The organism is Streptomyces sp. NPDC038707 (genome assembly GCF_040636485.1).
In the GTDB taxonomy this organism is placed as follows: domain Bacteria; phylum Actinomycetota; class Actinomycetes; order Streptomycetales; family Streptomycetaceae; genus Streptomyces.
This window is the reverse complement of the sequence record NZ_JBEZUP010000014.1, coordinates 71756-96399: the sequence shown is the minus strand read 5'-3', so window position 1 is coordinate 96399 and position 24644 is coordinate 71756. Positions and strand designations below refer to the sequence as shown.

Sequence of the window (24644 nt, the reverse complement as noted above, 5' to 3'; positions counted from 1 at the left end):
TGTCCCGTTGAGCGAAGCGTCGAGCGCCGCTCAGCCGAAGGCCGCCCGCACCTGGTCCAGGGTCCGGCGCAGGCTCAGCGCGTCCGGGGCCACCGCGCTGACCAGCGCCGCGGGGCCCGCGAGCGGGACCAGCGCGGCGTACTCGCCCAGCATCCGCGCGGCCGGCGGGTCCGTCGCGAACTCCGGCCGTACGACGACCAGCTGGCCCACCGCCCGGTGGCCCGCCAGCACCGCGGGACCGTCCCAGCCGCCCGGCGCGCCGGGGCCGCAGGAGAGCTCCTGGTCCAGTACGGTCCGGCCCGCCACCCGTACGGTCAGCCGGCTGGTGAGCCGCCCGGGCTGCTCCCCGGCCCGCCCCAGCACCTGCTCCTCGCGCAGCACGAGCCGGGCGCCGGCGCCGAGTTCGGCCCGGGTGACGACGGCCAGGTCGCTGCCCCCGGCGGAGATCAACTGCTCGGGCAGCCAGTGCAGTTCGGCACCGTCGGCCACGTCGAGCCGTACGTCGTACCGCGCCTCCCCCTTGGCCTGGCCCGGCAGGGCGAGGGTGGCGGCGGCCGACCCGACGTGCAGCCGGGCGCCCTCCTCCACCCGGGCGGCCAGGGTGAAGCGGTCGCCGCCCAGCGGGCCGCTCATCGCGCCGACGAGCATGACCTTCGCCCAGGGTCCGGTGGACCGGGTGCGGCGCGGCGCCAGCGGGCCCTCGCCGTCCAGGACGGGCAGGGCCGTACCACCGCGTCCGTCGGCGCGGGCGACGATGTGGGCGCTGGCCCGGACGCGGACCCCGGTGGCGGTCACGCCGTCCACGCGGCGAGCCGCTCCCGCACCCAGGCGGCCACGTCGGCGACGCCGGTCTCGCCGCGCAACGACTGGAGGACCACCGGGAGTTCGGCGCGCTGTGCCTTGGCGTCGGCGGCCATCCGGGCGAGGTCGGAGCCGACGTACGGGGCGAGGTCGGTCTTGTTGATCACGAGCAGGTCGGCGGTGCTGACGCCGGGGCCGCCCTTGCGCGGGATGTCGTCGCCGCCGGCCACGTCGATCACGAAGACCTGGGCGTCCACGAGCCCCTTGGAGAAGGTGGCGGTGAGGTTGTCGCCGCCGGACTCGACGAGGATCAGGTCCAGCGGGCCGACCGCGTCCTCCAGGTCCTCCACCGCTTCGAGGTTGGCGGAGATGTCGTCGCGGATCGCGGTGTGCGGGCAGGCGCCCGTCTCGACGGCGGTGATCCGCTCGGGCGGCAGCACGGCCTCCCGGAGCAGGAACTCGGCGTCCTCGCGGGTGTAGATGTCATTGGTGACGACCGCGAGGGACAACTCGTCGCGCAGGGCCCGGCACAGGGCGGCGACGGTGGCGGTCTTGCCGGATCCGACGGGCCCGCCGAGCCCGATCCGCAGGGCGCGGCGGGACCCGTCCGGGCGGTGGGCGTCCGCGCTGACGGCACGGGGGGCGGCGTGGGAGTGGTCGAGGTGCATGGGCGGCTCCTTGTGCGAGAGGCCTGGTACGGGTGGGGGGAGGGGAGCCGCTGCCGGTCGGTGGGCAGCAGGCGGGGTCAGGAGGCGAACAGCCGGACGGGCCAGGACGCGTGGGCCTGCGCCATGACTTCCAGCAGCGGGGCCGACACCGCGGGGAGCGCGTCGACGCCCTCGGCGGCCACGCGCCGCGCCGACTCCACGGCGGCGTCCGCGACCCGGTCCAGCTCGGGCGCCAGCCGGGCCAGCACTCCCGTCGCGTCGAACGGGTCGAGGCTGAGCAGCCGCACGGTGGCGGTCGCGGGCCCGCTCACGCTCTCGTACACCGCGCAGTGGGCGGCGTCCTCGGGGGTGAGCCCGGCCGCCCGGGCGGCGAGGCCGAGCACGACCGGCTGATGGGCGCCCTTGGGGAACTCCCTCGCCAGCGCGTCCAGTTCGACGGACGGCCAGGCCGTCCGCGCGGCCCGCAGCAGTTGCCGGCCCAGGCGCCGGGCGGCGGTCCGCAGCGCCGGGGACGGGGTGCGGGCGTCGGCCGCCGCGTCCAGGTCGCGCGGATCGGCGCCGAGGACGGCCGCCGCCGCCAGCGCGCCCGCGACCAGCCCGGCGGTGTGCAGCCGGCCCCGGCAGAACTCCTCAAGGCTCGCGGGGTCGGTGATGCGTCCGGCCTTGACGGCGGCCTCGGCCCCGCCGGAGTGCGCGTGCCCTCCGGCGGGGAAGCGGCCGTCGGCCAGGACGAGCAGTGCTGCCCGTGTCATCGGAAAACGCCTGTCAGAAGAGGAAGTAGCGCTGGGCCATGGGCAGTTCGGCGGCCGGGGTGGCCTCGACCAGCTCGCCGTCGATGTGCACGGCGAAGCTGTCGGGGTCGATCCGGACGTCCGGCAGGGCGTCGTTCTCCCGCATGTCGGCCTTGGTGACCGCGCGCGTGGACTCGATCGCCGCGAACCGTTTGCCGAGCCCGAGCCGCTCCGGCAGCCCGTCCTCGATCGCGAGCCCGGACACGAAGTTGACCGAGTTGGCGGCGGGGGCCCGGCCGATCGCGCCGTACATCGGCCGGGGCAGGATCGGCTGCGGGGTGGGGATGGAGGCGTTGGCGTCGCCCATCTGCGCGTAGGCGATCTGCCCGCCCTTGATCACCAGCAGCGGCTTGACGCCGAAGAACGCGGGCTCCCACAGCACCAGGTCGGCGAGCTTGCCGCGCTCCACGGAGCCGGTCTCGGCGGCCAGGCCCTGGGCGAGCGCCGGATTGATGGTGTACTTGGCGACATAGCGCCGTACCCGGTGGTTGTCGGCGCGGCCGTCGCCGGGCAGCGCGCCCCGCCGGCGCTTCATGACGTGCGCGGTCTGCCAGGTGCGCAGCACGACCTCGCCGACGCGGCCCATGGCCTGGGAGTCGGAGGAGATGATCGAGATCGCGCCGAGGTCGTGGAGGATGTCCTCCGCGCCGATGGTGGAGGGCCGGATCCGGGACTCGGCGAACGCCAGGTCCTCGGGGACGGCCGGGTTGAGGTGGTGGCACACCATCAGCATGTCGAGGTGTTCCTCGGTGGTGTTGACGGTGAAGGGCCGGGTCGGGTTGGTGGAGCTGGGCAGGATGTTGGCCCGCGAGACCACGGTCATGATGTCGGGCGCGTGGCCGCCGCCGGCGCCCTCGGTGTGGTACGAGTGGATGCCCCGCCCCGCGATGGCGGCGAGGGTGTCGCCGACGAAGCCCGCCTCGTTCAGGGTGTCGGTGTGGATGGCGACCTGGATGCCGGTGCGGTCGGCGACGGTGAGCGCGGCGTCGATGACGGCGGGCGTGGAGCCCCAGTCCTCGTGCAGCTTCAGGCCGACGGCGCCGCCGCGGATCTGGGAGAGCATCGCCTCGTGGCTGACGGTGTTGCCCTTGCCGAGGAAGCCGACGTTGACCGGGTAGGCCTCCATCGCCTCCAGCATCCGGGCCAGGTGCCAGGGGCCGGGGGTGACGGTGGTGGCCTTGGAGCCCTCGGCGGGGCCGGTGCCGCCGCCGACCAGGGTGGTGATGCCGGAGGCCAGCGCCTCGTCGGCGACCTGGGGGCAGATGAAGTGGACGTGGGCGTCGATGGCGCCGGCGGTCAGGATGCGGCCGTTGCCCGCGATGATCTCGGTCTCGGGTCCGATGACCAGGTCGGGGTGGACGCCGTCCATGGTGTCGGGGTTGCCGGCCTTGCCGAGGGCGGTGATCCGGCCGTCGCGGATGCCGACGTCGGCCTTGACGATGCCCCAGTGGTCCACGACGACGGCACCGGTGATCACGGTGTCGGGGGCGCCCTCGGCCCGGGTGGCGCGGGACTGGCCCATGGACTCGCGGATCACCTTGCCGCCGCCGAAGACCGCCTCGTCACCGGAGGCGCCGGGGCCTCCGGAGCGGTCCTCCTCGATCTCGATCAGCAGATCGGTGTCGGCGAGCCGGATGCGGTCGCCGGTGGTGGGGCCGAACAGGTCGGCGTAGGCGCCACGGGAGATCTCAGGCATCGAGGGCACCTCCGGTCTCGCCGCGCAGCCCGGGCACGATCCGGGCGCCGGACAGCGGCACCAGCTCGACCTCGACGGGGATGCCGGGTTCGAAGCGGACGGCGGTGCCGGCGGCGACGTTCAGGCGCTTGCCTCGGGCGGCCGCGCGGTCGAACTCGAGGCCGGGGTTGGCCTCGGCGAAGTGGTAGTGGGAGCCGACCTGGACGGGCCGGTCGGCGGCGTTGAGGACAGTCAGACGCGTGACATCACGGCCGTCGTTGAAGATGACGGGGCGGTCCGCGAACAGGATCTCTCCGGGAATCACGGCGGCGCCCCTCAGATGATCGGCTCGTGGACGGTGACGAGCTTGGTGCCGTCCGGGAAGGTGGCCTCCACCTGCACGTCATGGATCATCTCGGCGACCCCGTCCATGACGTCGTTCCTGGTCAGGACCTTACGGCCGGAGGACATCAGCTCGGCGACCGTACGGCCGTCGCGCGCGCCCTCCAGGACGTGCGACGTGATGAGGGCGACCGCTTCCGGATGATTGAGCTTGAGCCCCCGGGCCTTGCGCTTCTCGGCGACGTCGGCCGCCACATGGATCAGCAGCCTCTCCTGCTCGTGCGGGGTCAGTTGCACGTCCCACCTCACTGTCCTTGCTCCGGACCGTGCGGGGTCCGGTTGCCGCAGCCATCGCGAACGGGGATAGGTGTAACACGCAGACAAATTCCCCGGATCGCTCTCAATTCCGGGCAGAAAAACCCCTGATGGCATGGATGGGCAGACTAGAGCGCGGGAATTTCAACGACGTTAACCAGACCTTGGCCGGCCCATGACCGTGCTATGGGCTCCCCCAGAGACGACGGCGGGCGGCACTCAGGGAGCGTCCGGCCGGCGGTGCTCCGCCGCTATCCCGAAGCGCTGCCGCTCCGGCGGCACCGAGCCGGCCTCCTGGACCCCGGAGACCGAGCTGATGATCCGCTCCTCGCCCGGCTCGCCCGCCTCGTCCAGCGCGACCAGCCGCTCCAGGTCGGCGGCCGAGACCAGCGCGACCAGCGGCTTGCCGTGCCGGGTCACGACGACCCGCTCACCGCCGTACACCACCCGGTTGATGAGCTCGGCGAGCTCAGCCCTGGCTTGCGTCACCGGAATCTCGTAGGCCATATCGCCATCATAACGCGTAACATACGTTTCATACATTCTGTACAGATCGGTCGGCGCCCGGGTCGTGCAGGCAGGGGAGTCGGCCCGGGTCCGCGCCGCGCCACCCTGGAGGAGATGCTCGTCCGGCATGCAGGGCGCACGGCCGCGTGGGCCCACCAGGACCCGGGGTACGACCTGACCCTGGGCGCCCCGTGGGAGCCGGCCCAAGGTCTCGTGCCCAGCCGCCGGGACGTGCCCGGCGCACCGGGCGCGGGGTGAGCCGCCCATGCTGCCGGACCTGCCACCGCTGCCCGCCCCGGCCCGCGCCGAGGGCGAGCTGATCGTTCGTCAGCCGGAGGCCGTCGGCCTGCTCAGCCGCGCCGACCGGCCCCGCACGGGTCCGCCGGCGGCGGGCTGGGCGCCGCCCGACCTCTGGTGCGCAAGGCGGCAGAACCGCGGGACGCGCTCGCACTGATGCACCAGCGGCGCGAGACGGCGCCGCACGGGGACTCGCCGACACGGGCGCCGCGGGTGCCGGCCGGCGAGCGCCGGGCCGCTCGCGTCGCGCTCCCGCCGGACGGCGTCGGCCGAGGCGGACGCCTGTCCGGCCCGGCGGCACCGGCACGTCGACACGCGTCGTTCGGACCGGAGTTGAAACGGCCCGAACGACGTACCGCCGACCGGTGTACATCCCGAGCGTTTTCCGGGCCTCCCGAGTTGCGCCACGCACGGGTCCACAGGTCACCGGCGGAGCACATCGCCCCAGGTCCGGGGCTACGGCGGCGATCTGACGGGGCCTCGAACGGAGCACTGTCCACCCGAACGGGTGAGTGGTGAGGAAGACCACAAATCCCCGATTCCGTTGGGATTTTCAGACAGTTGTGGGCCAAGATCCCTGTCTGACGACAAGCCCCCGCCACCGCGGCGGGGCGGTCCGGGCGGACGCCGAGTCCTGCCGCCGCCCGGATGACCGGTCGACGGAAGTGGATCGGCAGGAGTGGAGGACCCAAGCAAGGCGGGTTCGCCGGAACGGATGTCCAGCCGTCCGACACGGAGTCGGGCGCGGGGCGGAGGTTCCGAGCGGCCCTTGGGGTGAAGCCGTGGCAACGCGGCCGGGCTACTTCGCCAGCCCGAATCCGACAGGTCATCCTTCACAGGCGGCTGACGAAGGGTTGCGCATGACTGCGCTCAATCGAGTCCCGTCGCTGATGGCCCGGGCCGGCACGGCCTCGGCTCTCACACTCGCCGCCGTGGGCGGCTCGATCGCGGTGCCCGGTCTCGCCACCGACGCCTCCGCCGCGACGATCGCGACGAAAGCACTCAAGGTCGCGGCCTCCAAGAAGGGCTCCCCGTACCGGTGGGGCGCCACCGGGCCGAGCAGATTCGACTGCTCGGGGCTGACGCTCTACTCGTTCAAGAAGGCCGGCAAGAAGCTGCCGCGCACCGCCGCGCAGCAGTACAACAAGACACGCCATGTCTCGGCCCGCCACCGCAAGGCCGGCGACCTGGTCTTCTTCCACTCGGGTTCCAGCGTCTACCACGTCGGCATCTACGCCGGCCACAACAAGATCTGGCACGCCCCCAAGACCGGGGACGTGGTGAAGCTCCAGAAGATCTGGAGCAAGAGCGTCTGGTACGGCCGGGTCGGCTGACCCGGCCACGACCCGGAAGCGGCTCCAGCAGCGGGGCCGCGCCCCCCATGGCACGCCTGTGGCCCTTGGGCGGGCCGGGTGCCGCCCACGACCGCCCCGTGCCCCACGCGGGCGCCGGAGCGACGGCGGGACACCGGGCCCGGTGCCTCCGGTGGTGTGCGCGCGGACGGCAGGGCTGGGCCCCGAGGGCTCGAACACGGGCACCCCCCGCAGAGCCAGGCGCCCGCGGGCCTGCCCGGCACACCGCCGGGCCCGCCCGCGGGCGCGGCCGCACGGCCCTGCGGCTGCGCCGCAAGCCGCTGGACGGCGAGACACCGGTCCCGTGAACGGGAGCCCGGCACACCGAGACGGCCGCGCCCCGGCGGAGCCGGCCAGGGCGGGTGCCGGGCGGACCGGCACATGACCGCCCGGAGCCGCACCGACCGGCCGCCTGGAGCCCGACTGAACACCCGGCACACCCACACGGCTCCGCCCCGGCGCTCGGCGGCGACCCACCCGAGCCCTGCGGCCGACCGCGGCACGGGTGCCCGGCAACTGCCCGATGCACCAGCAGCAGTCCGGCCAGCACTCGGCGGCGCCCCCGCCCCACCGGGCAGGCATGAAACCCGCACACCGGAAACCACCCGGCAAACACCCACCCGGCCCCCCGACGCCAGCAGGCGGGCGAGCCCCTGGCGCCCGGCGGCGACCCGTCCGAGCCCTGCGACCGGCCACCGCACAGACGCCCAGCACCCACCCGACGCAGCAGCAGCCCGGCGCACCAGCACGACCCCGCCCCGCCGGACAGGCATGAACCCGCACACCGGAAACCACCCACACACCCACACGCCCCCCGACGCCAGCAGGCGGGCGAACCCCCGGCGCCCGGCGCCGACCCACCCGAGCCATACGACCGGCCACCGCACAGACGCCCAGCAGCCACCCGACGCGCCAGCAACTGCCCGACGCTCGGCGGCGACCCCGCCCCGCCGGGCAGGCATGAAACCCGCGCATCGGAAACCACCCGGCAAACACCCACCCGGCCCTCCGACGCCAGCAGGCGGCGGGCGGGGTCCGGGCAGGTGGCTGGCGGGCCGGCCCTGGAAGTGCGCTCAGGGCCGGGTGCAGGCGTGCCGTCGGCGTCGGTGCCGGGAGGCGTCCGTCCGCTGTCTGCACCAGGGCATCGGCCGAGGACGCGTCGGACGGCCTCGGTGCCGTAGAGGCCGCCGGAGCGGCCGGCGTCGGCGTGGTGGTTCACTCACCGGTGGCCGGCCGCCCCTGGTCACCCCGCCGCAGAGCTGCCGGCTTGCCGCGCCGGACCCGGGCACCATGCGGCGCGGGCGAGATGGCGCGGCGGTGAGGGCCGCCGGTTCCTGTCCCTGGGCCACCGGAGCGCGTTCCACGCGGCGTGCGGTCGGCGACGGGGAACTCGGTCGGTCCAGCCGCCGAGTTCCCGGTGTCCCGTGCCGAGTGTCCGGCCGCGGTTCGCCGGTGATCCCCCCTCGCGCGTATCCACGGCCGGCGCGCTGCCCGGCGCCCTCGATGAGCGGTTCCCCATGTCCCCGACCCCCGACCGCCGACCACCGACCGCCGACCCGCGGTCATGAGACGGCAGCCTCTCTGCGCCCCTCCCCACTGCCCCTCCCCTGTACGCGAACGGGGGCGCACGCCCGTCGTCAGCGCGCCGGAGTCTCCGGTGGCTGTCCCGCCGGGACCGGTGCTGTCGGCAGGGACCAGGGGAGTTCGATGGAGACCGTCTTGCCGCCCTCGCGGGTCGGGCGGACGCGGAGGCGGCCGCCGCATTCCGCGGTGAGCCAGCGGATGATCACCATGCCGCGCCCATTGTCCTGCTGGACCGCGGCGGGCAGTCTCTTCGGAAAGCGGGGGTGGCTGTCCGTGACGCCGATGCGCAACTGTTCGTCATGGTGCAGCGCGATGTCGACCGTAAAGGTGGGGGACTGACCGAAGGTGTGCTGTACGGCGTTGGTGGCGAGTTCGGAAACGATGAGCCGGACGGTGTCGGCCGTCTCGGTGTCCGACGGCAGGCCCCACTCCGCGAGGGTGCCCACGACGTAGGAGCGCGCGGCCGAGACCGAGGCGGGATCGCTCGGCAGAGTGACGGAGGCTTCCAGATGGTCTGCCATGGCGACGTCGTCCCTTTCCCAACGGGACCGCGGTCCTCCATACAGCGGTGGGTTCGAGTACGGTCCCGGACTGGTGCTTGTCCGTCAGACTGCCATCACCGGGACGGTCACGGGGGGCGATCCACCAAGATATGCATATATCTGTCGCTCGAAGCGGTGAACTCTGCGACGCGAGACCGTATCGGGGCGGTCCGGACGGAGTAAGGAGGAGCCCATGCAGAACGGTCCCGCGGTGCGCCGTCGCAAGCTGGGCGCCGAACTGCGCACGCTGCGCACCGGCGCCGGGCTCACCAGCGGTGAGGCGGCCCGGCTGGTCGGCTGGCACCAGTCGAAGGTGAGCCGTATCGAGACCGGCGCCAGCGGCGTGAAACCGGCCGATCTGCGGTTGCTGCTGGACGCCTACGAGGTGCGGGACAGGCATCTGCGCGAGTTGCTGCTGATACTGGCGGGGTCGGAGGAGACGAGCGGACGGCACCGCTGGTGGCACGCCTACCGAGGGGTGCTGCCGCCCACCTACCGGGACTTCATCAGCCTCGAGTCACAGGCGAGCGCGATGCGCACCCTGGAGACCACGGTGGTGCCCGGTCTCCTGCAGACCGCCGAGTACGCCCGCGCGGTGACCCGGGCCGCCGTGAAGGACCTGGACGAGGACCGCCTGGACACCTTGGTGGAGGTGCGTCTGGCCAGGCAGGACGTGCTGCGGTCGGATCCCCCGCCGACACTGAGCGCCGTGCTGGACGAGGCGGTACTGCGCCGCGAGGTGGGCGGTCCCGGGGTGATGGCCCGGCAACGCCGGCGGCTGATGGAGGCCGCCCGCCTGCCGCAGGTACGGCTTCAGGTGCTGCCCTTCTCGGCGGGGGCGCATATCGGCCTCACCGGGCCTTTCGTCATCTTCTCATTTCCGAGCACTGCTGATCTGGACGTGGTTGTTCTCGACCAGTTGACGAGTAGCCTCTACCTGGAACGGAAAGAAGACCTCATGGCCTACTCCGAGGCCTTCAGCACCCTTCAGTTCCACGCCCTTTCCCCCGAGGACTCGTTGGACTACATCGCCGGGCTAGGTGACGGCGTGTAAGGAGGCACCATGTCAGCTCTGCCTCGGAACGTCCCTGCCAGTACCGACCTGCACGAGGTGCGCTGGCTGCGCAGCAGCCGCAGCACGGGCGCGAACAACTGCGTGGAGACGGCTCGGCCGCGCTCCGGCCCCGCGGCCGGGCTGCTCGCCGTGCGCGATTCCAAGAACCCCGCCGGACCCGCCCTGCTCTTCTCCCCCGAGAGCTGGACGGGATTTGTGACCGCCCTCTGATCACGCTCGAACCCACGCTCAGGCCCATGCTCAGGCCCACGCTCAGACCCACGCTCTGATCAGAATCGTTCAGTCCTTCATCAATTTCCTGCGATGCACGGCCGTGTCACGCCGACTCATGGTCGCGTCTCGCCGATGACACGTACAGCGCGTTCGATCTCGGCCCCGGACAGGTCCGCTCGGGCGGTCAGCCTGAGCCGTGAGACGCCGTCGGGCACGGAGGGAGGACGGAAACAGCCCACGGCCAGGCCCGCCGACCGGCAGTCGGCCGCCCAGCGCACCGCCCGCTCCGGGGACGGAGCCCGCACGGAGACCACCGCGGCGTCCGGACGTACCGCCTCCAGACCCGCGGCGGTCAGCCGTGCGTGCAGTTCCGCGGCCACCTCACGGGCGCGCGCCGCCCGCCGCGGCTCGCGCTCCAGCAGCCGCAGCGCCGCCAGCGCGGCACCTGCCGCGGCCGGCGCGAGGCCCGTGTCGAAGATGAAGGTCCGGGCCGCGTTCACCAGATGGTCGATCACCCTCTCGGGTCCCAGCACCACACCGCCCTGGCTGCCCAGCGACTTGGACAGGGTGGCCGTGACCACCACGTCACCGGCGCCCGCGAGACCGGCCGCGTGGGGCGCGCCCCGGCCGCCGTCGCCCAGCACGCCGAGTCCGTGGGCGTCGTCCACCACCAGGCCCGCGCCGTGCTCCCGGCAGGCGGCGGCCAGTCCGGCCAGCGGTGCCCGGTCCCCGTCGACCGAGAAGACCGTGTCGGAGACCACGATCGCCGCGCCCCGGCGCGTGCCCAGGGCCTTGCGCACGGCCTCGGGATCGGCGTGCGCGACGACCTGGGTCTCGCCCCGGGCGAGCCGGCAGCCGTCGATGAGGGAGGCGTGGTTGCCCGCGTCGGAGACGATCAGGGAGCCGTGCGGGCCGAGCGTGGTGACCGCGGCCAGGTTCGCGGCGTACCCGGAGGAGAACACCAGGGCCGCCTCGAACCCGCAGAAGTCGGCCAGCGCGCGCTCCAGTTCGGCGTGCAACTCGGTACTGCCGGTGACCAGCCGGGAGCCGGTGGAGCCGCCGCCCCAGCGCCGGGCGGCCTCGGCGGCCCCCTCGGTGACCTCGGGATGGCGGGACAGCCCCAGGTAGTCGTTGCTCGCCAGGTCCAGCAGCGGGGAGTCGGCGGGGCGCGGACGCAGGGTGCGCACGAGTCCGGCGCGGCGGCGCGCCCCGGCCTGCTCGTCGATCCAGCCGAACACCATGGGTCCTCCGGTGTTTTTGTAGGTATCGAACAGACACTAGCGGCCTGATCAGCCGCCCAGGGTGTGGCAATACCCACACGATCTACGGACTTCGTTGTGCCAAGTCTCCTTGGCCCGGGCGGCCCGGTAGGACAGGATCGGGGTTCATGGACCTGCTGAACACGCTGGTGGACAAGGGGCTTCGGCGCGAGCTGCCGACGCGCGAGGAAGCGCTCGCCGTGCTGGCCACCTCCGATGACGATCTGCTCGACGTGGTGACCGCGGCCGGGAAGGTGCGCCGGCACTGGTTCGGGCGACGGGTGAAACTCAACTATCTGGTCAACCTCAAGTCGGGCCTGTGCCCCGAGGACTGCTCGTACTGCTCGCAGCGGCTGGGCTCCAAGGCCGACATCCTGAAGTACACCTGGCTCAAGCCCGACGAGGCCTCGCAGGCCGCCGCGGCGGGCCTCGCGGGCGGTGCCAAGCGGGTGTGCCTGGTGGCCAGCGGGCGCGGCCCGACGGACCGGGACGTGGACCGGGTCTCGGAGACCATCAAGGCGATCAAGGAGCAGAACGAGGACGTCGAGGTGTGCGCCTGCCTCGGTCTGCTCTCCGACGGCCAGGCCGAGCGGCTGCGCGCGGCGGGCGCAGACGCCTACAACCACAACCTCAACACCTCGGAGTCCACGTACGGGGACATCACCACCACGCACACGTACGCCGACCGGGTGGACACGGTGCGCAAGGCGCACGCGGCCGGGCTGTCCGCCTGCTCGGGTCTGATCGCCGGCATGGGCGAGAGCGACGAGGACCTGGTGGACGTGGTGTTCTCGCTGCGCGAACTGGACCCGGACTCGGTGCCGGTGAACTTCCTGATCCCGTTCGAGGGCACCCCGCTGGCCAAGGAGTGGAACCTCACCCCGCAGCGCTGCCTGCGGATCCTGGCGATGGTCCGGTTCGTCTGCCCGGACGTGGAGGTCCGCATCGCGGGCGGCCGTGAGGTCCATCTGCGCTCCCTGCAGCCGCTGGCGCTGCACCTGGCCAACTCGATTTTCCTCGGCGACTACCTGACCAGCGAGGGCCAGGCCGGCAAGGCCGACCTGGAGATGATCGCGGACGCCGGCTTCGAGGTGGAGGGCGCCGGGGAGGTGACGCTGCCGCGGCACCGGGCCGACGCGGCGCACGGCTGCGGTTCGCACACCGGGGCGGGCTGCGGGTCGCACGCGGAGGCGGGCTGCGGCTCGCACGAGGGCGGCGGGGTGTGCGGTACGGCGGGTGCGCCGGCCGCCGCCGAGCCGCGCACCGACCTGGTCGCCGTACGCCGCAGGGGTGCCGGCACGGACCTCGCGCCCAATGCCTGAGTCGCGCGTCGCGGAGCTGCTGGAGCTGGACCGGCGGCATGTGTGGCATCCGTACGGTCCGATGCCCGGCCGGGTGGACCCGCTCGTCGTGGAGTCGGCGAGCGGGGTCCGGCTGCGGCTGGCGGACGGCTCCGGCGAGCTGGTGGACGGCATGTCGTCGTGGTGGTCGGCCATCCACGGCTACAACCACCCGGTCCTGAACGAGGCCGCGCGCGGGCAGCTGGACCGGATGAGTCATGTCATGTTCGGCGGGCTCACCCACGAGCCCGCCGTCCGGCTGGCGAAGCTCCTGGTCGACCTGTCACCGGACGGCCTGGAGCATGTCTTCCTGGCCGACTCGGGGTCCGTGTCGGTCGAGGTCGCGGTGAAGATGTGCCTGCAGTACTGGCGTTCGCTGGGCCGGCCGGGCAAGCGGCGGCTGCTGACCTGGCGGGGCGGCTACCACGGGGACACCTGGCAGCCCATGTCGGTGTGCGACCCGGAGGGCGGGATGCACGAGCTGTGGACCGGGGTGCTGCCGCGCCAGGTGTTCGCGGACCCGCCGCCCGCCGGGTACGAGGAGTCGTACGCGGAACACCTGCGGGAGCTGATCGCCCGGCACGCCGACGAGCTGGCCGCGGTGATCGTGGAGCCGGTGGTACAGGGCGCGGGCGGGATGCGCTTCCACTCCCCCGCGTATCTGCGGGTGCTGCGCGAGGCGTGCGACGCGCACGACGTGCTGCTGGTGTTCGACGAGATCGCCACCGGCTTCGGGCGCACCGGAGCGCTGTTCGCGGCGGACCACGCGGCCGTCGCGCCCGATGTGATGTGTGTCGGCAAGGCGCTGACCGGTGGTTATCTGACGCTGGCGGCCACCTTGTGCTCCGCTCGGGTGGCCGACGGGATCTCCCGGGGCGAGGTGCCGGTGCTCGCGCACGGTCCGACGTTCATGGGCAACCCGCTGGCGGCGGCCGTGGCCTGCGCCTCCGTCGAACTGCTGCTGGGCCAGGACTGGCTCGGCGAGGTCAAGCGGATCGAGGCGGGCCTGCGCGAGGGGCTGGCCCCGGCGCGGGACCTTCCCGGGGTGCGCGACGTCCGGGTCCTCGGCGCCATCGGGGTCGTGCAGCTCGACCACCCGGTCGGCATGCGGGCCGCGACGGACGCGGCGGTACGGGCCGGTGTGTGGCTGCGTCCGTTCCGGGACCTGATCTACACGATGCCGCCCTACGTCACCTCGGACGAGGACGTGGCACGGATCGCGCGCGCGGTGTGCGCCGCGGCGCGGGAGGGATGACATGCGGGTACTGGTGATCACGGGGACGGACACGGAGGTCGGCAAGACCGTCACCACCGCCGCCGTCGCCGCCTCGGCACTGGCGGCCGGGCGGTCGGTGGCCGTGCTCAAGGCCGCCCAGACGGGCGTACGGCCGGACGAGCGCGGCGACGCGGACGAGGTCGCGTGGCTCGCGGGGCCGGTCACGACGGACGAAGTCGCCCGTTTCCCGGAGCCGTTGGCGCCCGGCACGGCGGCCCGGCGGGCCGGGATGGCGCCGGTGCGTCCCCGGGAGGTGGCCGAGCGGGCCGCCAAGCTGGCCACCGAGCACGATCTGGTGCTGGTCGAGGGCGCGGGCGGGCTGCTCGTCCGGTTCGACGAGGACGGCGGCACACTGGCCGACGCGGCCCGGCTGCTGGGCGCGCCGGTGCTGGTGGTCGCGCGGGCCGGGCTCGGCACGCTCAACAGCACGGAGCTGACGGCCCGCGAACTGCGCCGCCGGGAGCTGGAGTTGGCCGGTGTGGTGATCGGCAGCTGGCCGGGCGAGCCGGACCTGGCCACCCGCTGCAACGTGGCCGACCTGCCGGAGGTGGCCGGCGCCCCGCTGCTGGGCGCGCTGCCCGCCGGGTCGGGGGCGCTGCCGCCCGCCGAGTTCCGTACGGCGGCCCCGGGCTGGCTGGCCCCCCGGCTGGACGGCACCTGGGACGCGGAGGCGTTCCGCACCCGGGAGGCCGCGTAGCGGACGCGGCCGGCGCGGTAACCCGTGCTCGTGCGATGACGTACGACGATGCCGCCCATCCCACGGTCCCCGTGCGGGTGGGTGACCGTGCGGCACGGACCGACGGGGCCGGATGGTCATCGGCTTCCCGGTCGGCAGCGGTCCCGCCTTCCTGGCGGCCGTGGCGGACGCGGGCCCGGGGGACGCCTTCCGCGTCCGGATGACGCACTGGGCGGGCCCGGACGCCCGGGGCGTCAGGGACCGAGCCGATGAACGCCGCGATGTCCGACGAGGAGTCGCCGTCGCGGTTCGGCCCGCGTCCGCTCCAGGCCGCCTTCCCGGGGTACGACCTGCGGAGCCGGTCCGGCGGCCGCGCGAGCACGCGGCGGGCCTCGGTGCCGCCCGCCCCCGCCGGCTGGAGCACAGTCGGCCGCTGAGGTCCTGCGTGGGACCGCACGAGGGTGCCGTGCGGCTGCCGCCGGCCGGCCCGCGCCGCTCAGCCGCTCAGCCGCTCCAGCGGCGCAGTTCGCGGGCGATGTCGTCGACACCGGCCGCGCCGTCCTTCACCAGCCGGGCGAGGTCGCGGACCTGCTCGGGGGTGGTGGCGATCTTCTCGCCGCTGGCGACCAGATAGGCGTAGGCGACCGCGGAGGCGAACAGGGCGTTGGCGCGTTCCAGTGCGGGGACGTGGATCAGCAGCTGGAGCAGGGAGGCGGCGCGGGTGTACGGGTCGGCGTAGACGGGGACGCCGAATATCTCGGCCCGGTGCCGGGCCACCGCGGCGACCAGCGCGCCCCAGTCGGTGACCTGCGGATCTCCCGGGGTCTTCTGTTCGGCGAGCATGAGCAGCCAGGCGAGGTCGATACGGAGATCGTTCAAGGAATCCGCTTCAGGGCGTCGGCTTCGGGAAGGGCCTCAAGGGCTTCGGTACAGGCATCGAGGGGTGAGGGATCAGCGGGGGCCTTCCGCCGGGGCGGTGCCGTGCGCCTCGGCGGACTCCTCGGCGAACACGGACTCGTACCGCTTCATGAAGTCGGCGGCGGCCTCCACGAACGTGCGGCCGGTCTCCCCGGCGTCCTGTCTGACCAGCTCCTCGATGTAGCGGTTGACGCTCATGCCGCGGGCCAGGGCGCGCTCGCGGGCCACGCGGGCGGTGCCCTCGTCCACGCGCACGTTCAGCTGGGTCTTCGCCATGCTGTGACGCTAGCGCCGGGGTGCTAGCGGCTGCAAGGGCGCACGGTGGCACGGGTCCGGGGGCCGTGCGCCGGTACCCGCGGTGATCAGCCGCACGTGATCGCGCCGGCCCGGACATGATGGAATCGGATCGGCTCAAGTGTCCACTCATCGGGGAGAGTTCATGTCGCGTCCGTACCGTTTCGGAGTCAACCTGCTGGACCCGGCGCCCGCCGCCGAATGGCGTGCCAAGTGCCGGCGCGCGGAGGAACTGGGGTACGACGTGATCCTCGTCCCCGACCACCTCGGCCTGCCCGCGCCCTTCCCCGCGCTGGTCGCGGCGGCGCAGGCCACCGAGCGTCCGCGGGTCGGCACCTTCGTGCTCAACGCGGGCTTCTGGAACCCGGCGCTGCTGGCCCGCGAGGTGGCGACCACCGACGCCCTGACCGGCGGCCGGCTCGAGCTCGGCCTCGGCACCGGTTACGTGCGGGCCGAGCACGAGGCGGCCGGGCTGCCGTACGGGTCGCCGGGCGAGCGGGTGGACCACCTGGAGCGGACGGTCGGGGAGCTGGACCGGCTGCTCGGCTCGGCCGAGCACCAGCCCCGGCCGGTGCAGTCCCGGGTGCCCGTGCTGATCGGCGCCAACGGCGACCGGATGCTGCGGCTGACCGCCGAGCACGCGGACATCACGGCCTTCACCGGGGCCCGGCCGGGTGCCACGCCCGGCACGCTGGACCCGCTCACCGCCGAGGAGCTGGACGAGCGGGTGGCCCGCTACCGCGCGCTGGCGCGGCACCGGGCGACGCCCGCCGAGCTGAACCTGCTGATCCAGCTGGTGGCCGTCACCGACGACCCCGAGCCGGTGCTGCAGCCGCTGCTGGAGGGGCGGCCCGGGCTGACCGTGGAGCAGGCGGTGGCGCTGCCCATCGTGCTGGCCGGTCCGCTGGAGGACGTGGTGGCGAAGGTACGGGCGCAGCGGGAGCGGTACGGGTTCTCGTACCTGACCGTGCTGGAGCCGTTCATGGAGGCGTTCGCGCCGGTGCTGGCCCGGCTGCGCGAGGAGTCCGCGTGACGGACACCCGGTGGGCCGCCGGACTGCTTCCGATCATGATGAGGGCATGACCGACCTGCGCATACGCACCGCCGTTCCCGCTGACCTCGACTCCGTGCTCGCCTTCTGGAGGACGGCCGCCGAGGGGACGAGCATCAGCGACGACCGCGCCGGGGTGGAGCGGCTGGTGGCCCGCGATCCCGAGGCGCTCCTGCTGGCCGAGCGGGACGGCGAACTGGTGGGCACGGTGATCGCCGGCTTCGACGGCTGGCGGTGCCACCTGTACCGGCTGGCCGTGCACCCCGGGCGGCGGCGGCAGGGCATCGGCTCGGCCCTGCTGACCGCCGCCGAGGAGCGGTTCGTACGGCTCGGCGGGCGGCGCGCGGACGCGATGGTGCTGGTCCGCAACGAGACCGCGCACCACGCCTGGGGCGCGGCCGGATACGGGCCCGAGGAGCACTGGCGCCGCTGGGTGAAGCCGCTCACGGACTGAGCCCGGAGGCACGGCCGCGAGGACTTGGACGCGCTTCTTTGCCCATCCTTTACTCTTGAGGGAGCACTCGGCCCTCTATGAAAGGTTGTGAGCGTCCGCCCATGGGCGAGCCTCCCAGTCCGCGACACCGCGCGTTCTCCCCTGCCCTGTCCGATCCTGGGACGGGGGTGACCCGATGACCGAAGTGCTCCTCCTCCTGCTGGCGATCCTGCTCTCGCTCGCCTGCGGCGCCTTCGTGGCCGCGGAGTTCTCGCTGACCACGGTGGAGCGCGGCGAGCTGGAGCGGGCCGCCGCCCGTGGCGAGCGGGGTGCCGCGGGCGCCCTGAAGGCCGTACGGAACCTGACGTTCCAGCTCTCCGGCGCCCAGCTCGGCATCACCGTCACCAATCTGGTGGTCGGCATGCTCGCCGAGCCGTCGGTCGCGAGGCTCCTCACCGGGCCGTTCACGGCGCTGGGACTGTCCCGGACCACGGCGGCCTCGGTCGCACTGGTGCTGGGCACGGCACTGTCGACGGTCGTCCTGATGGTCGTCGGCGAGCTGGTGCCGAAGAACTGGGCGATCTCCTCCCCGCTGGCCATGGCCAAGCGGGTGGGCAACGCCCAGCGCTGGTTCAGCGCGGCCTTCCGGCCCTTCATCACCCACCTGAACAACACGGCCAACCGCTTCGTGCGCCGGCTCGGCGTCGAACCGGCCGAGGAGCTGGCCTCCGCGCGCGGTCCGCAGGAGCTGGCCGCCCTCGCCCGGCACTCCGCCAAGGAGGGCGCGCTGGAGCCGGACACCGCGGAACTGTTCGTCCGCACCCTGAACCTGGCCGACCTCACGGCCGAGAACGTGATGACCCCGCGCGTCCAGGTCGTCGCCCTGGACATGCAGGCGACCTGCGAGGACGTGGCCAATGCCACCCGGGCCACCGGACTGTCCCGGTTCCCGGTCTACCGGGGCAGCCTGGACGCCGTCGTCGGCACCGCCCACATCAAGGACGTGCTGGCCGTCCCCGCCGACCAGCGGCGCCACCGCACGGTCGCGCAGATCATGCGCGAGCCGCTGCTGGTGCCGGAGTCACTGACCGTCGACCGGCTGCTGGACCGGCTCGGCGGCCGGCGCACCATGGCCGTCGTCATCGACGAGTACGGCGGCACGGCCGGGGTGGCCACCCTGGAGGACATCGTGGAGGAGGTCGTCGGCGAGGTGCGCGACGAGCACGACCCGCACGAGACGGCCGACCTCGCCCCGGCCGGCGCCGACGAGCGGGGCCGCGCCCTGTACGCGGCGGACGGCGCCGCCCGCACCGACCAGCTCGCGCGGGTGGGACTGCGCGCGCCCGAGGGACCGTACGAGACGCTGGCCGGTCTGGTCGCCACCGAGCTGGGCCGGATACCCGCCGCGGGCGACAGCGTCGAGGTGGCCGGCTGGCGCCTCGACGTCGTGGACGCCTCCGGCCGCCGGGCCGCGCGGCTGCTGCTGCACGCGCCCCTGGACGACGAACGCACACCCCCCGCCGACGGCCCCGGACGGCGGGACCGGACCGGACGGAGCGACAGGGCCGGGCGCGGAGACAAGGCCGGGCACGGAGACAAGGCCGGGCGCGGCCGCGGGGCCGGCGACGCCCGCGGGACGCGGGAGGGGACGCGATGACCGTCGTACAGCTGCTGATCGGTCTGTCGACCCTCGTGGTCAACGCCTTCTTCGTCGGCGCCGAGTTCGCGCTGATCTCGGTGCGCCGCTCCCAGATCGAGCCGCTCGCCCAGGAGGGCGACCGCCGGGCCCGCAGCGTGCTGTGGGGCCTGGAGCATGTGTCCGCGCTGCTGGCCGCCGCCCAGCTCGGCATCACCCTGTGCACGCTGGTGCTCGGCGTGGTCGCCGAGCCGGCGATCGCACACCTGCTGGAGCCGTTGTTCCACGCGGTGGGCGTGCCCGCGGGCGCGGGTCATGCCGTGTCCTTCGTGATCGCCCTGACCCTCGCCACCTATCTGCACATGCTGCTCGGCGAGATGGTCCCCAAGAACATCGCGCTGGCGGAACCGGTCCGCAGCGCGCTGCTTCTCGGCCCGCCGCTGGTCACGCTGTCCCGGGCACTGCGCCCGGTGATCTTCGCGATCAACGCGTTCGCCAACGGGCTGCTGAAGCTGTTGCGCGTGGAGGCCAGGGACGAGGTGTCGGCCACCTTCTCGGACACCGAACTCGCCGAGATCGTCAAGGACGCCAGCCAGGCGGGCCTGATCGACGACCGGGCGCAGGAGCGCCTGCACGACGCCCTGGAGCTGGGCAGCCGTCCGGTGCGGGACGTGGTCGTGCCCCTGCGCCAGGTGGTCTACGCTCGCGTCGGCGTCACCCCGGAGCAACTGGAGCGGCTGTCGGCGGAGTCGGGCTTCTCCCGCTTCCCGGTGGTCGACACCGGCCGCCGGATCGTGGGCTATCTGCACGTCAAGGACGCGCTGGACGCCTCGCCCCGGGACCTGCCGTTCCGGCTGCGGGACATGCGGTCCATCGCGCGGGTCCGGGAGAGCACCCCGCTGGACGACGTGCTCACCGCGATGCGCGGCAGCCGCACCCACCTCGCCGCCGTGCTCGGCGACGACGGCCGGCTGGCGGGCCTGGTGACCATGGAGGACGTGCTGCGGGAACTGTTCGGCCAGCCCGCGCCGGGGTGAGGCGGGGGCCGCGCGCAGCGGCTCCGGGGCGACCGACCGGCGGGTATGGCGGCGGGATACCATCGCTGTCGCCATGCACACGAACCCCACCTCTCCCCCGTACACCAGCCTGGTCGCGGTCGGTGACTCCTTCACCGAGGGCATGTCGGACCTGCTTCCCGACGGCTCCTACCGGGGCTGGGCGGACGTCCTCGCCGCGCGGATGGCGGCCCGCACGCCCGGGTTCCGGTACGCCAACCTCGCCGTCCGCGGAAAGCTGATCGGGCAGATCGTCGACGAGCAGGTGGAGGTGGCGGCGGCCATGCGGGCCGACGTCGTCACCCTGGTCGGCGGGCTCAACGACACCCTGCGCCCCAAGTGCGACATGGTGCGGGTCCGGGACCTGCTCACCGAGGCCGTGGAGCGGCTGGCGCCCTCCTGCCGGCAACTGGTGCTGATGCGCAGCCCCGGCCGCCAGGGCCCGGTGCTGGAGCGGTTCCGGCCGCGCATGGAGCAGCTGTTCGCCTGCGTGGACGAGCTGGCCGGCAAGCACGGCGCCGTGGTGGTCGACCTGTACGGGGCGCCCGCGCTGGCGGACCCCCGGCTGTGGGACGTGGACCGGCTGCACCTGACGGCGGAGGGGCACCGCCGGGTCGCCGAGGCGGTGTGGCAGGCGCTCGGGTACGAGCCGGAGGACACCGAGTGGCACGTGCCGTTGGCGGCGACCGCCCCGCCGGACTGGATGGCCCGCCGGATCGCCGACGCACGGTTCGCCCGGCGGCACCTGCTGCCGTGGATAGGCCGCCGGCTGACCGGCCGCTCCTCGGGCGACGGACGGCCGCCCAAGCGCCCGGAGCTGCTGCCCTACGAGGCCGGGGCCTGACCTGGGTGACGTGCGTCTCGTAGCTTCCGCCCATCGGGGGCGTGGCGCTGGCCTGCACTAATCGCCAGTAGACTCTGGACACGTGACTTCAGCGCCCGCCAAGCCCCGCATCCCGAACGTCCTCGCCGGACGGTACGCCTCCGCCGAGCTCGCCACGCTCTGGTCGCCCGAGCAGAAGGTCAGGCTGGAGCGCCGGCTCTGGCTCGCCGTGCTGCGGGCCCAGAAGGACCTCGGCATCGAGGTGCCCGACGAGGCGATCGCCGACTACGAACGCGTGCTCGACACCGTCGACCTGGCCTCGATCGCCGAGCGCGAGAAGGTCACCCGGCACGACGTGAAGGCGCGGATCGAGGAGTTCAACGACCTCGCCGGGCACGAGCACGTGCACAAGGGCATGACCTCCCGTGACCTCACGGAGAACGTCGAGCAGCTGCAGATCCGGCTGTCGCTGGAGCTGATGCGCGACCGCACGGTGGCCGTGCTGGCGCGCCTGGGCAAGCTGTCCGGCGAGTACGCCGAGCTGGTCATGGCCGGCCGTTCGCACAACGTGGCCGCGCAGGCCACCACCCTCGGCAAGCGGTTCGCGACCGCCGCCGACGAGCTGCTCGTCGCCTACGGCCGGGTGGAGGAGCTGCTCGGCCGCTACCCGCTGCGCGGCATCAAGGGCCCGGTCGGCACCGCGCAGGACATGCTGGACCTGCTGGGCGGGGACGACGCCAAGCTGGCTGAGCTGGAGCAGCGCATCGCGGCGCACCTCGGCTTCGCCCAGGCCTTCACCTCCGTCGGCCAGGTCTACCCGCGCTCGCTGGACTACGAGGTCGTCACCGCGCTGGTGCAGCTCGCGGCGGCCCCGTCGTCGCTGGCCAAGACCATCCGGCTGATGGCCGGCAACGAGCTGGTCACCGAGGGCTTCAAGCCGGGCCAGGTCGGCTCCTCGGCGATGCCGCACAAGATGAACACCCGCTCCTGCGAGCGCGTCAACGGCCTGATGGTGATCCTGCGCGGCTACGCCTCGATGGCCGGCGAGCTGGCGGGCGACCAGTGGAACGAGGGCGACGTGTCCTGCTCGGTGGTGCGCCGGGTGGCGCTGCCGGATGCCTTCTTCGCCCTGGACGGCCTGCTGGAGACGTTCCTGACGGTGCTCGACGAGTTCGGCGCCTTCCCCGCGGTGATCGCCCGTGAGCTGGACCGCTACCTGCCGTTCCTGGCCACGACCAAGGTGCTGATGGGCGCCGTGCGGGCCGGTGTCGGCCGCGAGGTCGCCCACGAGGCGATCAAGGAGAACGCGGTCGCCACCGCGCTGGCGATGCGCGAGCAGGGCGCCGAGCGCAACGACCTGCTCGACAAGCTCGCCGCCGACGAGCGCCTGCCGCTCGACCGGGAGCAGCTCGCCGCGCTGATGGCCGACAAGCTGTCCTTCACCGGCGCCGCCGCCGGCCAGGTCGGCGCGGTCGTCGCCCGGATCGAGGAGATCGTCAAGCAGCGCCCGGAGGCGGCCGGTTACACCCCCGGAGCGATCCTCTGACCCGCGCACCCCGCACCCCGCGCCTCACCCGGGCGGAGCTGGAGGCCGCCCGCGACCGCCTCGTCCCGGACGTGGTCGCGGACGGCCTGCGCGTGCTGTTCTGCGGCATCAACCCCGGGCTGATGTCGGCCGCGACCGGCCACCACTTCGCCCGCCCCGGCAACCGGTTCTGGCCGGTGCTGCACCTGTCCGGCTTCACGCCCCGGCTGCTGAGGCCGGCCGAGCAGCACGAGCTGCTGTCCTACGGGCTCGGCATCACCAACGTCGTGGCCCGGCCCACCGCGCGGGCCGACGAGCTGAGCGCCGAGGAGTACGCCGAGGGCGGGCGGCTGCTGGCCGAAAAGGTGACCAGGCTGCGGCCCGGGTGGCTGGCCGTCGTCGGCGTGACCGCCTACCGCGCGGCCTTCGACGACCGCACGGCCCGGGTGGGCCCGCAGGAGCGGACCATCGGCGGCACCCGGATCTGGGTCCTGCCCAACCCCAGCGGGCTGAACGCGCACTGGACGGCCGCCACGATGGCGGAGGAGTTCCGGCGGCTGCGCGAGGCGGCCGGCAGGGCCGGCTGACCGCGCCCGATGTCCGAAAGGCCGGGCTGGGCCGCGTAGCGCCTTTTGTGTGCGACCGCCTCTGAGCAGCGATCACCCGCGGCGCCCCATCGTTCACCGTCGGATGTCTGTACGCGCCTCGATCTCCCGGTGTACGGTCTCGGGCCGATGGGCTTTGGGAGCGCTCCCATCGTGCTGTTCCCGCTTCACACGAGGAGGAACGCTTTGAAACGCATTGTGGCCCTGCTGGCGACCTGCGCCACGGCTGTGGGTCTCACGGCACTGCTCAGCCCCCAGCCGGCGGCGGCCGCCACCGGCTGCAAGGTCGACTACACCGTCACCAGCCAGTGGCAGGGCGGCTTCCAGGCCGGGGTGAAGGTCACCAACCTGGGCGACCCGGTCACCGGATGGACGCTGAAGTTCACCCTGCCCGACAGCGGTCAGAAGTTCGTCCAGGGCTGGAACGCCACCTGGTCACAGTCCGGTGCCACGGTCAGCGCCACCGGCGTCGACTGGAACCGCACCCTGGCCACCGGCGCGTCGACCGACCTGGGATTCGTCGGCTCCTTCACCGGCTCCAACCCCAAGCCCTCGGCGTTCACGCTCAACGGCGTCGCCTGCACCGGCTCCGTGGAGGACCCGCCGCCGAACCCCGACCCCAACCCGGGCAACGGCACCCCGGTGGGCGTCAACGGGCAGCTGCACGTGTGCGGTGTGAACCTGTGCAACCAGTACAACCGCCCCATCCAGCTGCGCGGCATGAGCACGCACGGCATCCAGTGGTTCAGCAAGTGCTACAACAGCGCCGCCCTGGACGCGCTGGCCAAGGACTGGAAGTCGGACCTGCTGCGCATCGCCATGTACGTGCAGGAGAACGGTTACGAGACCGACCCGGCGGGCTTCACGAGCCGTGTGAACAGCCTCGTCGACATGGCCGAGGCCCGGGGCATGTACGCCCTGATCGACTTCCACACCCTCACGCCGGGTGACCCGAACTACAACCTGGACCGCGCCAAGACGTTCTTCGCGTCCGTCGCCGCCCGCAACGCCGCCAAGAAGAACGTGATCTACGAGATCGCCAACGAGCCCAACGGCGTGAGCTGGACGGCCATCAAGAACTACGCCGAGCAGGTCATCCCGGTGATCCGGGCCGCCGACCCGGACGCCGTGATCATCGTCGGCACCCGGGGCTGGTCCTCGCTGGGCGTCTCGGACGGCTCCAACGAGACCGAGGTCGTCAACAACCCGGTCAACGCCACCAACATCATGTACACCTTCCACTTCTACGCCGCGAGCCACAAGGACAACTACCGCGCCACGGTGAGCCGGGCGGCCTCGAAGCTGCCGCTGTTCGTCACCGAGTTCGGCACGGTGAGCGCCACCGGCGGCGGGGCGATGGACCAGGCCAGCACCACGGCCTGGCTGGACCTGCTCGACCAGCTGAAGATCAGCTACGCGAACTGGACCTACTCCGACGCCAACGAGAGCAGCGCGGCGCTCAAGCCCGGCGCCTGCGACGGCACCGACTACAGCAGCAGCGGTGTGCTGACCGAGTCCGGTGCGCTGATCAAGAGCCGCATCAGCACGGCCGACTCCTTCCCCACCAGCTGACCCCGGTGGGGCTCCGGAC

At 73.2% G+C, this 24644-nt stretch carries 26 protein-coding genes, 1 pseudogene and 1 riboswitch; of the genes and pseudogenes, 16 read left to right on the top strand and 11 right to left on the bottom strand.

What is annotated here, in order from left to right; all coding sequences use genetic code 11:
• Positions 1 to 30 precede the first annotated feature (30 nt).
• The 7 genes from AB0E62_RS20695 to AB0E62_RS20665 form a co-directional block, all read right to left on the bottom strand.
• On the bottom strand, positions 31 to 804 hold the full coding sequence (locus tag AB0E62_RS20695; RefSeq protein WP_362195462.1) for an urease accessory protein UreD: 774 nt from the start codon (positions 802 to 804) through the stop codon (positions 31 to 33).
• Positions 792 to 1469: an urease accessory protein UreG gene (gene ureG, locus AB0E62_RS20690; protein WP_362195460.1), complete on the bottom strand. Its 678-nt coding sequence runs from the start codon at positions 1467 to 1469 to the stop codon at positions 792 to 794. The genes AB0E62_RS20695 and ureG overlap by 13 nt, the downstream gene beginning before the upstream one ends.
• A gap of 77 nt (positions 1470 to 1546) precedes the next feature.
• Positions 1547 to 2221, bottom strand: a complete 675-nt coding sequence (locus AB0E62_RS20685; RefSeq protein ID WP_362195457.1) for an urease accessory UreF family protein — start codon at positions 2219 to 2221, stop codon at positions 1547 to 1549.
• Positions 2222 to 2234: 13 nt separating this feature from the next.
• Positions 2235 to 3956, bottom strand: a complete 1722-nt coding sequence (locus AB0E62_RS20680; RefSeq protein ID WP_362195454.1) for an urease subunit alpha — start codon at positions 3954 to 3956, stop codon at positions 2235 to 2237.
• Positions 3949 to 4260 (bottom strand): urease subunit beta, encoded by a 312-nt coding sequence (locus AB0E62_RS20675; RefSeq protein ID WP_362195451.1) that lies wholly within the window; start codon positions 4258 to 4260, stop codon positions 3949 to 3951. Before AB0E62_RS20675 ends, AB0E62_RS20680 begins: the two co-directional genes overlap by 8 nt.
• Positions 4261 to 4271: 11 nt before the next feature.
• Positions 4272 to 4574: an urease subunit gamma gene (locus tag AB0E62_RS20670; RefSeq protein ID WP_181795537.1), complete on the bottom strand. Its 303-nt coding sequence runs from the start codon at positions 4572 to 4574 to the stop codon at positions 4272 to 4274.
• Positions 4575 to 4811: 237 nt separating this feature from the next.
• Positions 4812 to 5099 (bottom strand): type II toxin-antitoxin system Phd/YefM family antitoxin, encoded by a 288-nt coding sequence (locus AB0E62_RS20665; protein WP_362195448.1) that lies wholly within the window; start codon positions 5097 to 5099, stop codon positions 4812 to 4814.
• A gap of 265 nt (positions 5100 to 5364) precedes the next feature.
• On the opposite strand from AB0E62_RS20665, the pseudogene AB0E62_RS20660 reads away from it, so the two are divergent.
• Positions 5365 to 5657 (top strand): annotated as a pseudogene (locus AB0E62_RS20660) (hypothetical protein); the annotation flags it as partial.
• 453 nt (positions 5658 to 6110) lie between these two features.
• A riboswitch (cyclic di-AMP (ydaO/yuaA leader) is annotated at positions 6111 to 6253 on the top strand.
• A 3-nt stretch (positions 6254 to 6256) separates the two neighbouring features.
• On the top strand, positions 6257 to 6730 hold the full coding sequence (locus AB0E62_RS20655; RefSeq protein ID WP_362195445.1) for a C40 family peptidase: 474 nt from the start codon (positions 6257 to 6259) through the stop codon (positions 6728 to 6730).
• 1655 nt (positions 6731 to 8385) lie between these two features.
• Here the strand turns inward: AB0E62_RS20655 and AB0E62_RS20650 are convergent.
• The gene (locus AB0E62_RS20650; protein ID WP_362195442.1) at positions 8386 to 8853 is read right to left on the bottom strand and encodes an ATP-binding protein; all 468 of its coding nucleotides are present in this window, start codon (positions 8851 to 8853) and stop codon (positions 8386 to 8388) included.
• 214 nt (positions 8854 to 9067) lie between these two features.
• Here AB0E62_RS20650 and AB0E62_RS20645 point away from each other — a divergent pair, with 214 nt between their 5' ends.
• Together AB0E62_RS20645 and AB0E62_RS20640 are read left to right on the top strand one after the other, a co-directional pair.
• Positions 9068 to 9928: a helix-turn-helix transcriptional regulator gene (locus AB0E62_RS20645; RefSeq protein WP_362195439.1), complete on the top strand. Its 861-nt coding sequence runs from the start codon at positions 9068 to 9070 to the stop codon at positions 9926 to 9928.
• 9 nt (positions 9929 to 9937) lie between these two features.
• Positions 9938 to 10159 (top strand): DUF397 domain-containing protein, encoded by a 222-nt coding sequence (locus AB0E62_RS20640; protein WP_362195436.1) that lies wholly within the window; start codon positions 9938 to 9940, stop codon positions 10157 to 10159.
• Positions 10160 to 10275: 116 nt separating this feature from the next.
• Here the strand turns inward: AB0E62_RS20640 and AB0E62_RS20635 are convergent, their stop codons facing one another.
• Positions 10276 to 11403, bottom strand: coding sequence for an 8-amino-7-oxononanoate synthase (locus AB0E62_RS20635; RefSeq protein ID WP_362195433.1), 1128 nt, complete (start codon positions 11401 to 11403; stop codon positions 10276 to 10278).
• Between the two features lie 146 nt (positions 11404 to 11549).
• Here AB0E62_RS20635 and bioB point away from each other — a divergent pair, with 146 nt between their 5' ends.
• From bioB to AB0E62_RS20615, 4 genes are all read left to right on the top strand, one after another.
• On the top strand, positions 11550 to 12743 hold the full coding sequence (gene bioB / locus AB0E62_RS20630) for a biotin synthase BioB (RefSeq protein ID WP_362195430.1): 1194 nt from the start codon (positions 11550 to 11552) through the stop codon (positions 12741 to 12743).
• On the top strand, positions 12736 to 14016 hold the full coding sequence (locus AB0E62_RS20625) for an adenosylmethionine--8-amino-7-oxononanoate transaminase (protein ID WP_362195427.1): 1281 nt from the start codon (positions 12736 to 12738) through the stop codon (positions 14014 to 14016). The genes bioB and AB0E62_RS20625 overlap by 8 nt, the downstream gene beginning before the upstream one ends.
• Position 14017: 1 nt before the next feature.
• Positions 14018 to 14734 carry a dethiobiotin synthase gene (bioD, locus tag AB0E62_RS20620; protein WP_362195424.1) on the top strand — a complete coding sequence of 239 codons (717 nt, stop codon included), beginning with the start codon at positions 14018 to 14020 and terminating at the stop codon, positions 14732 to 14734.
• A gap of 248 nt (positions 14735 to 14982) precedes the next feature.
• Positions 14983 to 15150: a hypothetical protein gene (locus AB0E62_RS20615; RefSeq protein ID WP_362195421.1), complete on the top strand. Its 168-nt coding sequence runs from the start codon at positions 14983 to 14985 to the stop codon at positions 15148 to 15150.
• 67 nt (positions 15151 to 15217) lie between these two features.
• Here AB0E62_RS20615 and AB0E62_RS20610 read toward each other — a convergent pair whose 3' ends face one another.
• On the bottom strand, positions 15218 to 15592 hold the full coding sequence (locus AB0E62_RS20610; RefSeq protein WP_362195418.1) for a fic family toxin-antitoxin system, toxin component: 375 nt from the start codon (positions 15590 to 15592) through the stop codon (positions 15218 to 15220).
• Between the two features lie 72 nt (positions 15593 to 15664).
• Positions 15665 to 15907, bottom strand: coding sequence for a toxin-antitoxin system HicB family antitoxin (locus tag AB0E62_RS20605; protein ID WP_362195416.1), 243 nt, complete (start codon positions 15905 to 15907; stop codon positions 15665 to 15667).
• Between the two features lie 163 nt (positions 15908 to 16070).
• Here AB0E62_RS20605 and AB0E62_RS20600 point away from each other — a divergent pair, with 163 nt between their 5' ends.
• The 8 genes from AB0E62_RS20600 (at position 16071) to AB0E62_RS20565 (ending at position 24625) form a co-directional block, all read left to right on the top strand.
• Positions 16071 to 16958 (top strand): LLM class F420-dependent oxidoreductase, encoded by an 888-nt coding sequence (locus AB0E62_RS20600; RefSeq protein WP_362195413.1) that lies wholly within the window; start codon positions 16071 to 16073, stop codon positions 16956 to 16958.
• A gap of 46 nt (positions 16959 to 17004) precedes the next feature.
• Positions 17005 to 17430 carry a GNAT family N-acetyltransferase gene (locus AB0E62_RS20595; RefSeq protein WP_362195410.1) on the top strand — a complete coding sequence of 142 codons (426 nt, stop codon included), beginning with the start codon at positions 17005 to 17007 and terminating at the stop codon, positions 17428 to 17430.
• Positions 17431 to 17605: 175 nt separating this feature from the next.
• Complete coding sequence (locus AB0E62_RS20590) at positions 17606 to 19066, top strand: hemolysin family protein (RefSeq protein WP_362195407.1); 1461 nt, start codon at positions 17606 to 17608, stop codon at positions 19064 to 19066.
• The gene (locus tag AB0E62_RS20585) at positions 19063 to 20082 is read left to right on the top strand and encodes a hemolysin family protein (RefSeq protein WP_362195405.1); all 1020 of its coding nucleotides are present in this window, start codon (positions 19063 to 19065) and stop codon (positions 20080 to 20082) included. The genes AB0E62_RS20590 and AB0E62_RS20585 overlap by 4 nt, the downstream gene beginning before the upstream one ends.
• A 73-nt stretch (positions 20083 to 20155) precedes the next feature.
• Positions 20156 to 20944 carry an SGNH/GDSL hydrolase family protein gene (locus tag AB0E62_RS20580; protein ID WP_362195402.1) on the top strand — a complete coding sequence of 263 codons (789 nt, stop codon included), beginning with the start codon at positions 20156 to 20158 and terminating at the stop codon, positions 20942 to 20944.
• Positions 20945 to 21026: 82 nt separating this feature from the next.
• On the top strand, positions 21027 to 22469 hold the full coding sequence (gene purB, locus AB0E62_RS20575) for an adenylosuccinate lyase (RefSeq protein ID WP_362195400.1): 1443 nt from the start codon (positions 21027 to 21029) through the stop codon (positions 22467 to 22469).
• Between the two features lie 71 nt (positions 22470 to 22540).
• A complete protein-coding gene (mug, locus tag AB0E62_RS20570) occupies positions 22541 to 23035 on the top strand; it encodes a G/U mismatch-specific DNA glycosylase (RefSeq protein ID WP_362195397.1) in 495 nt (164 codons plus the stop codon).
• 204 nt (positions 23036 to 23239) lie between these two features.
• Positions 23240 to 24625 (top strand): cellulase family glycosylhydrolase, encoded by a 1386-nt coding sequence (locus AB0E62_RS20565; RefSeq protein WP_362195394.1) that lies wholly within the window; start codon positions 23240 to 23242, stop codon positions 24623 to 24625.
• Positions 24626 to 24644 lie beyond the last annotated feature (19 nt).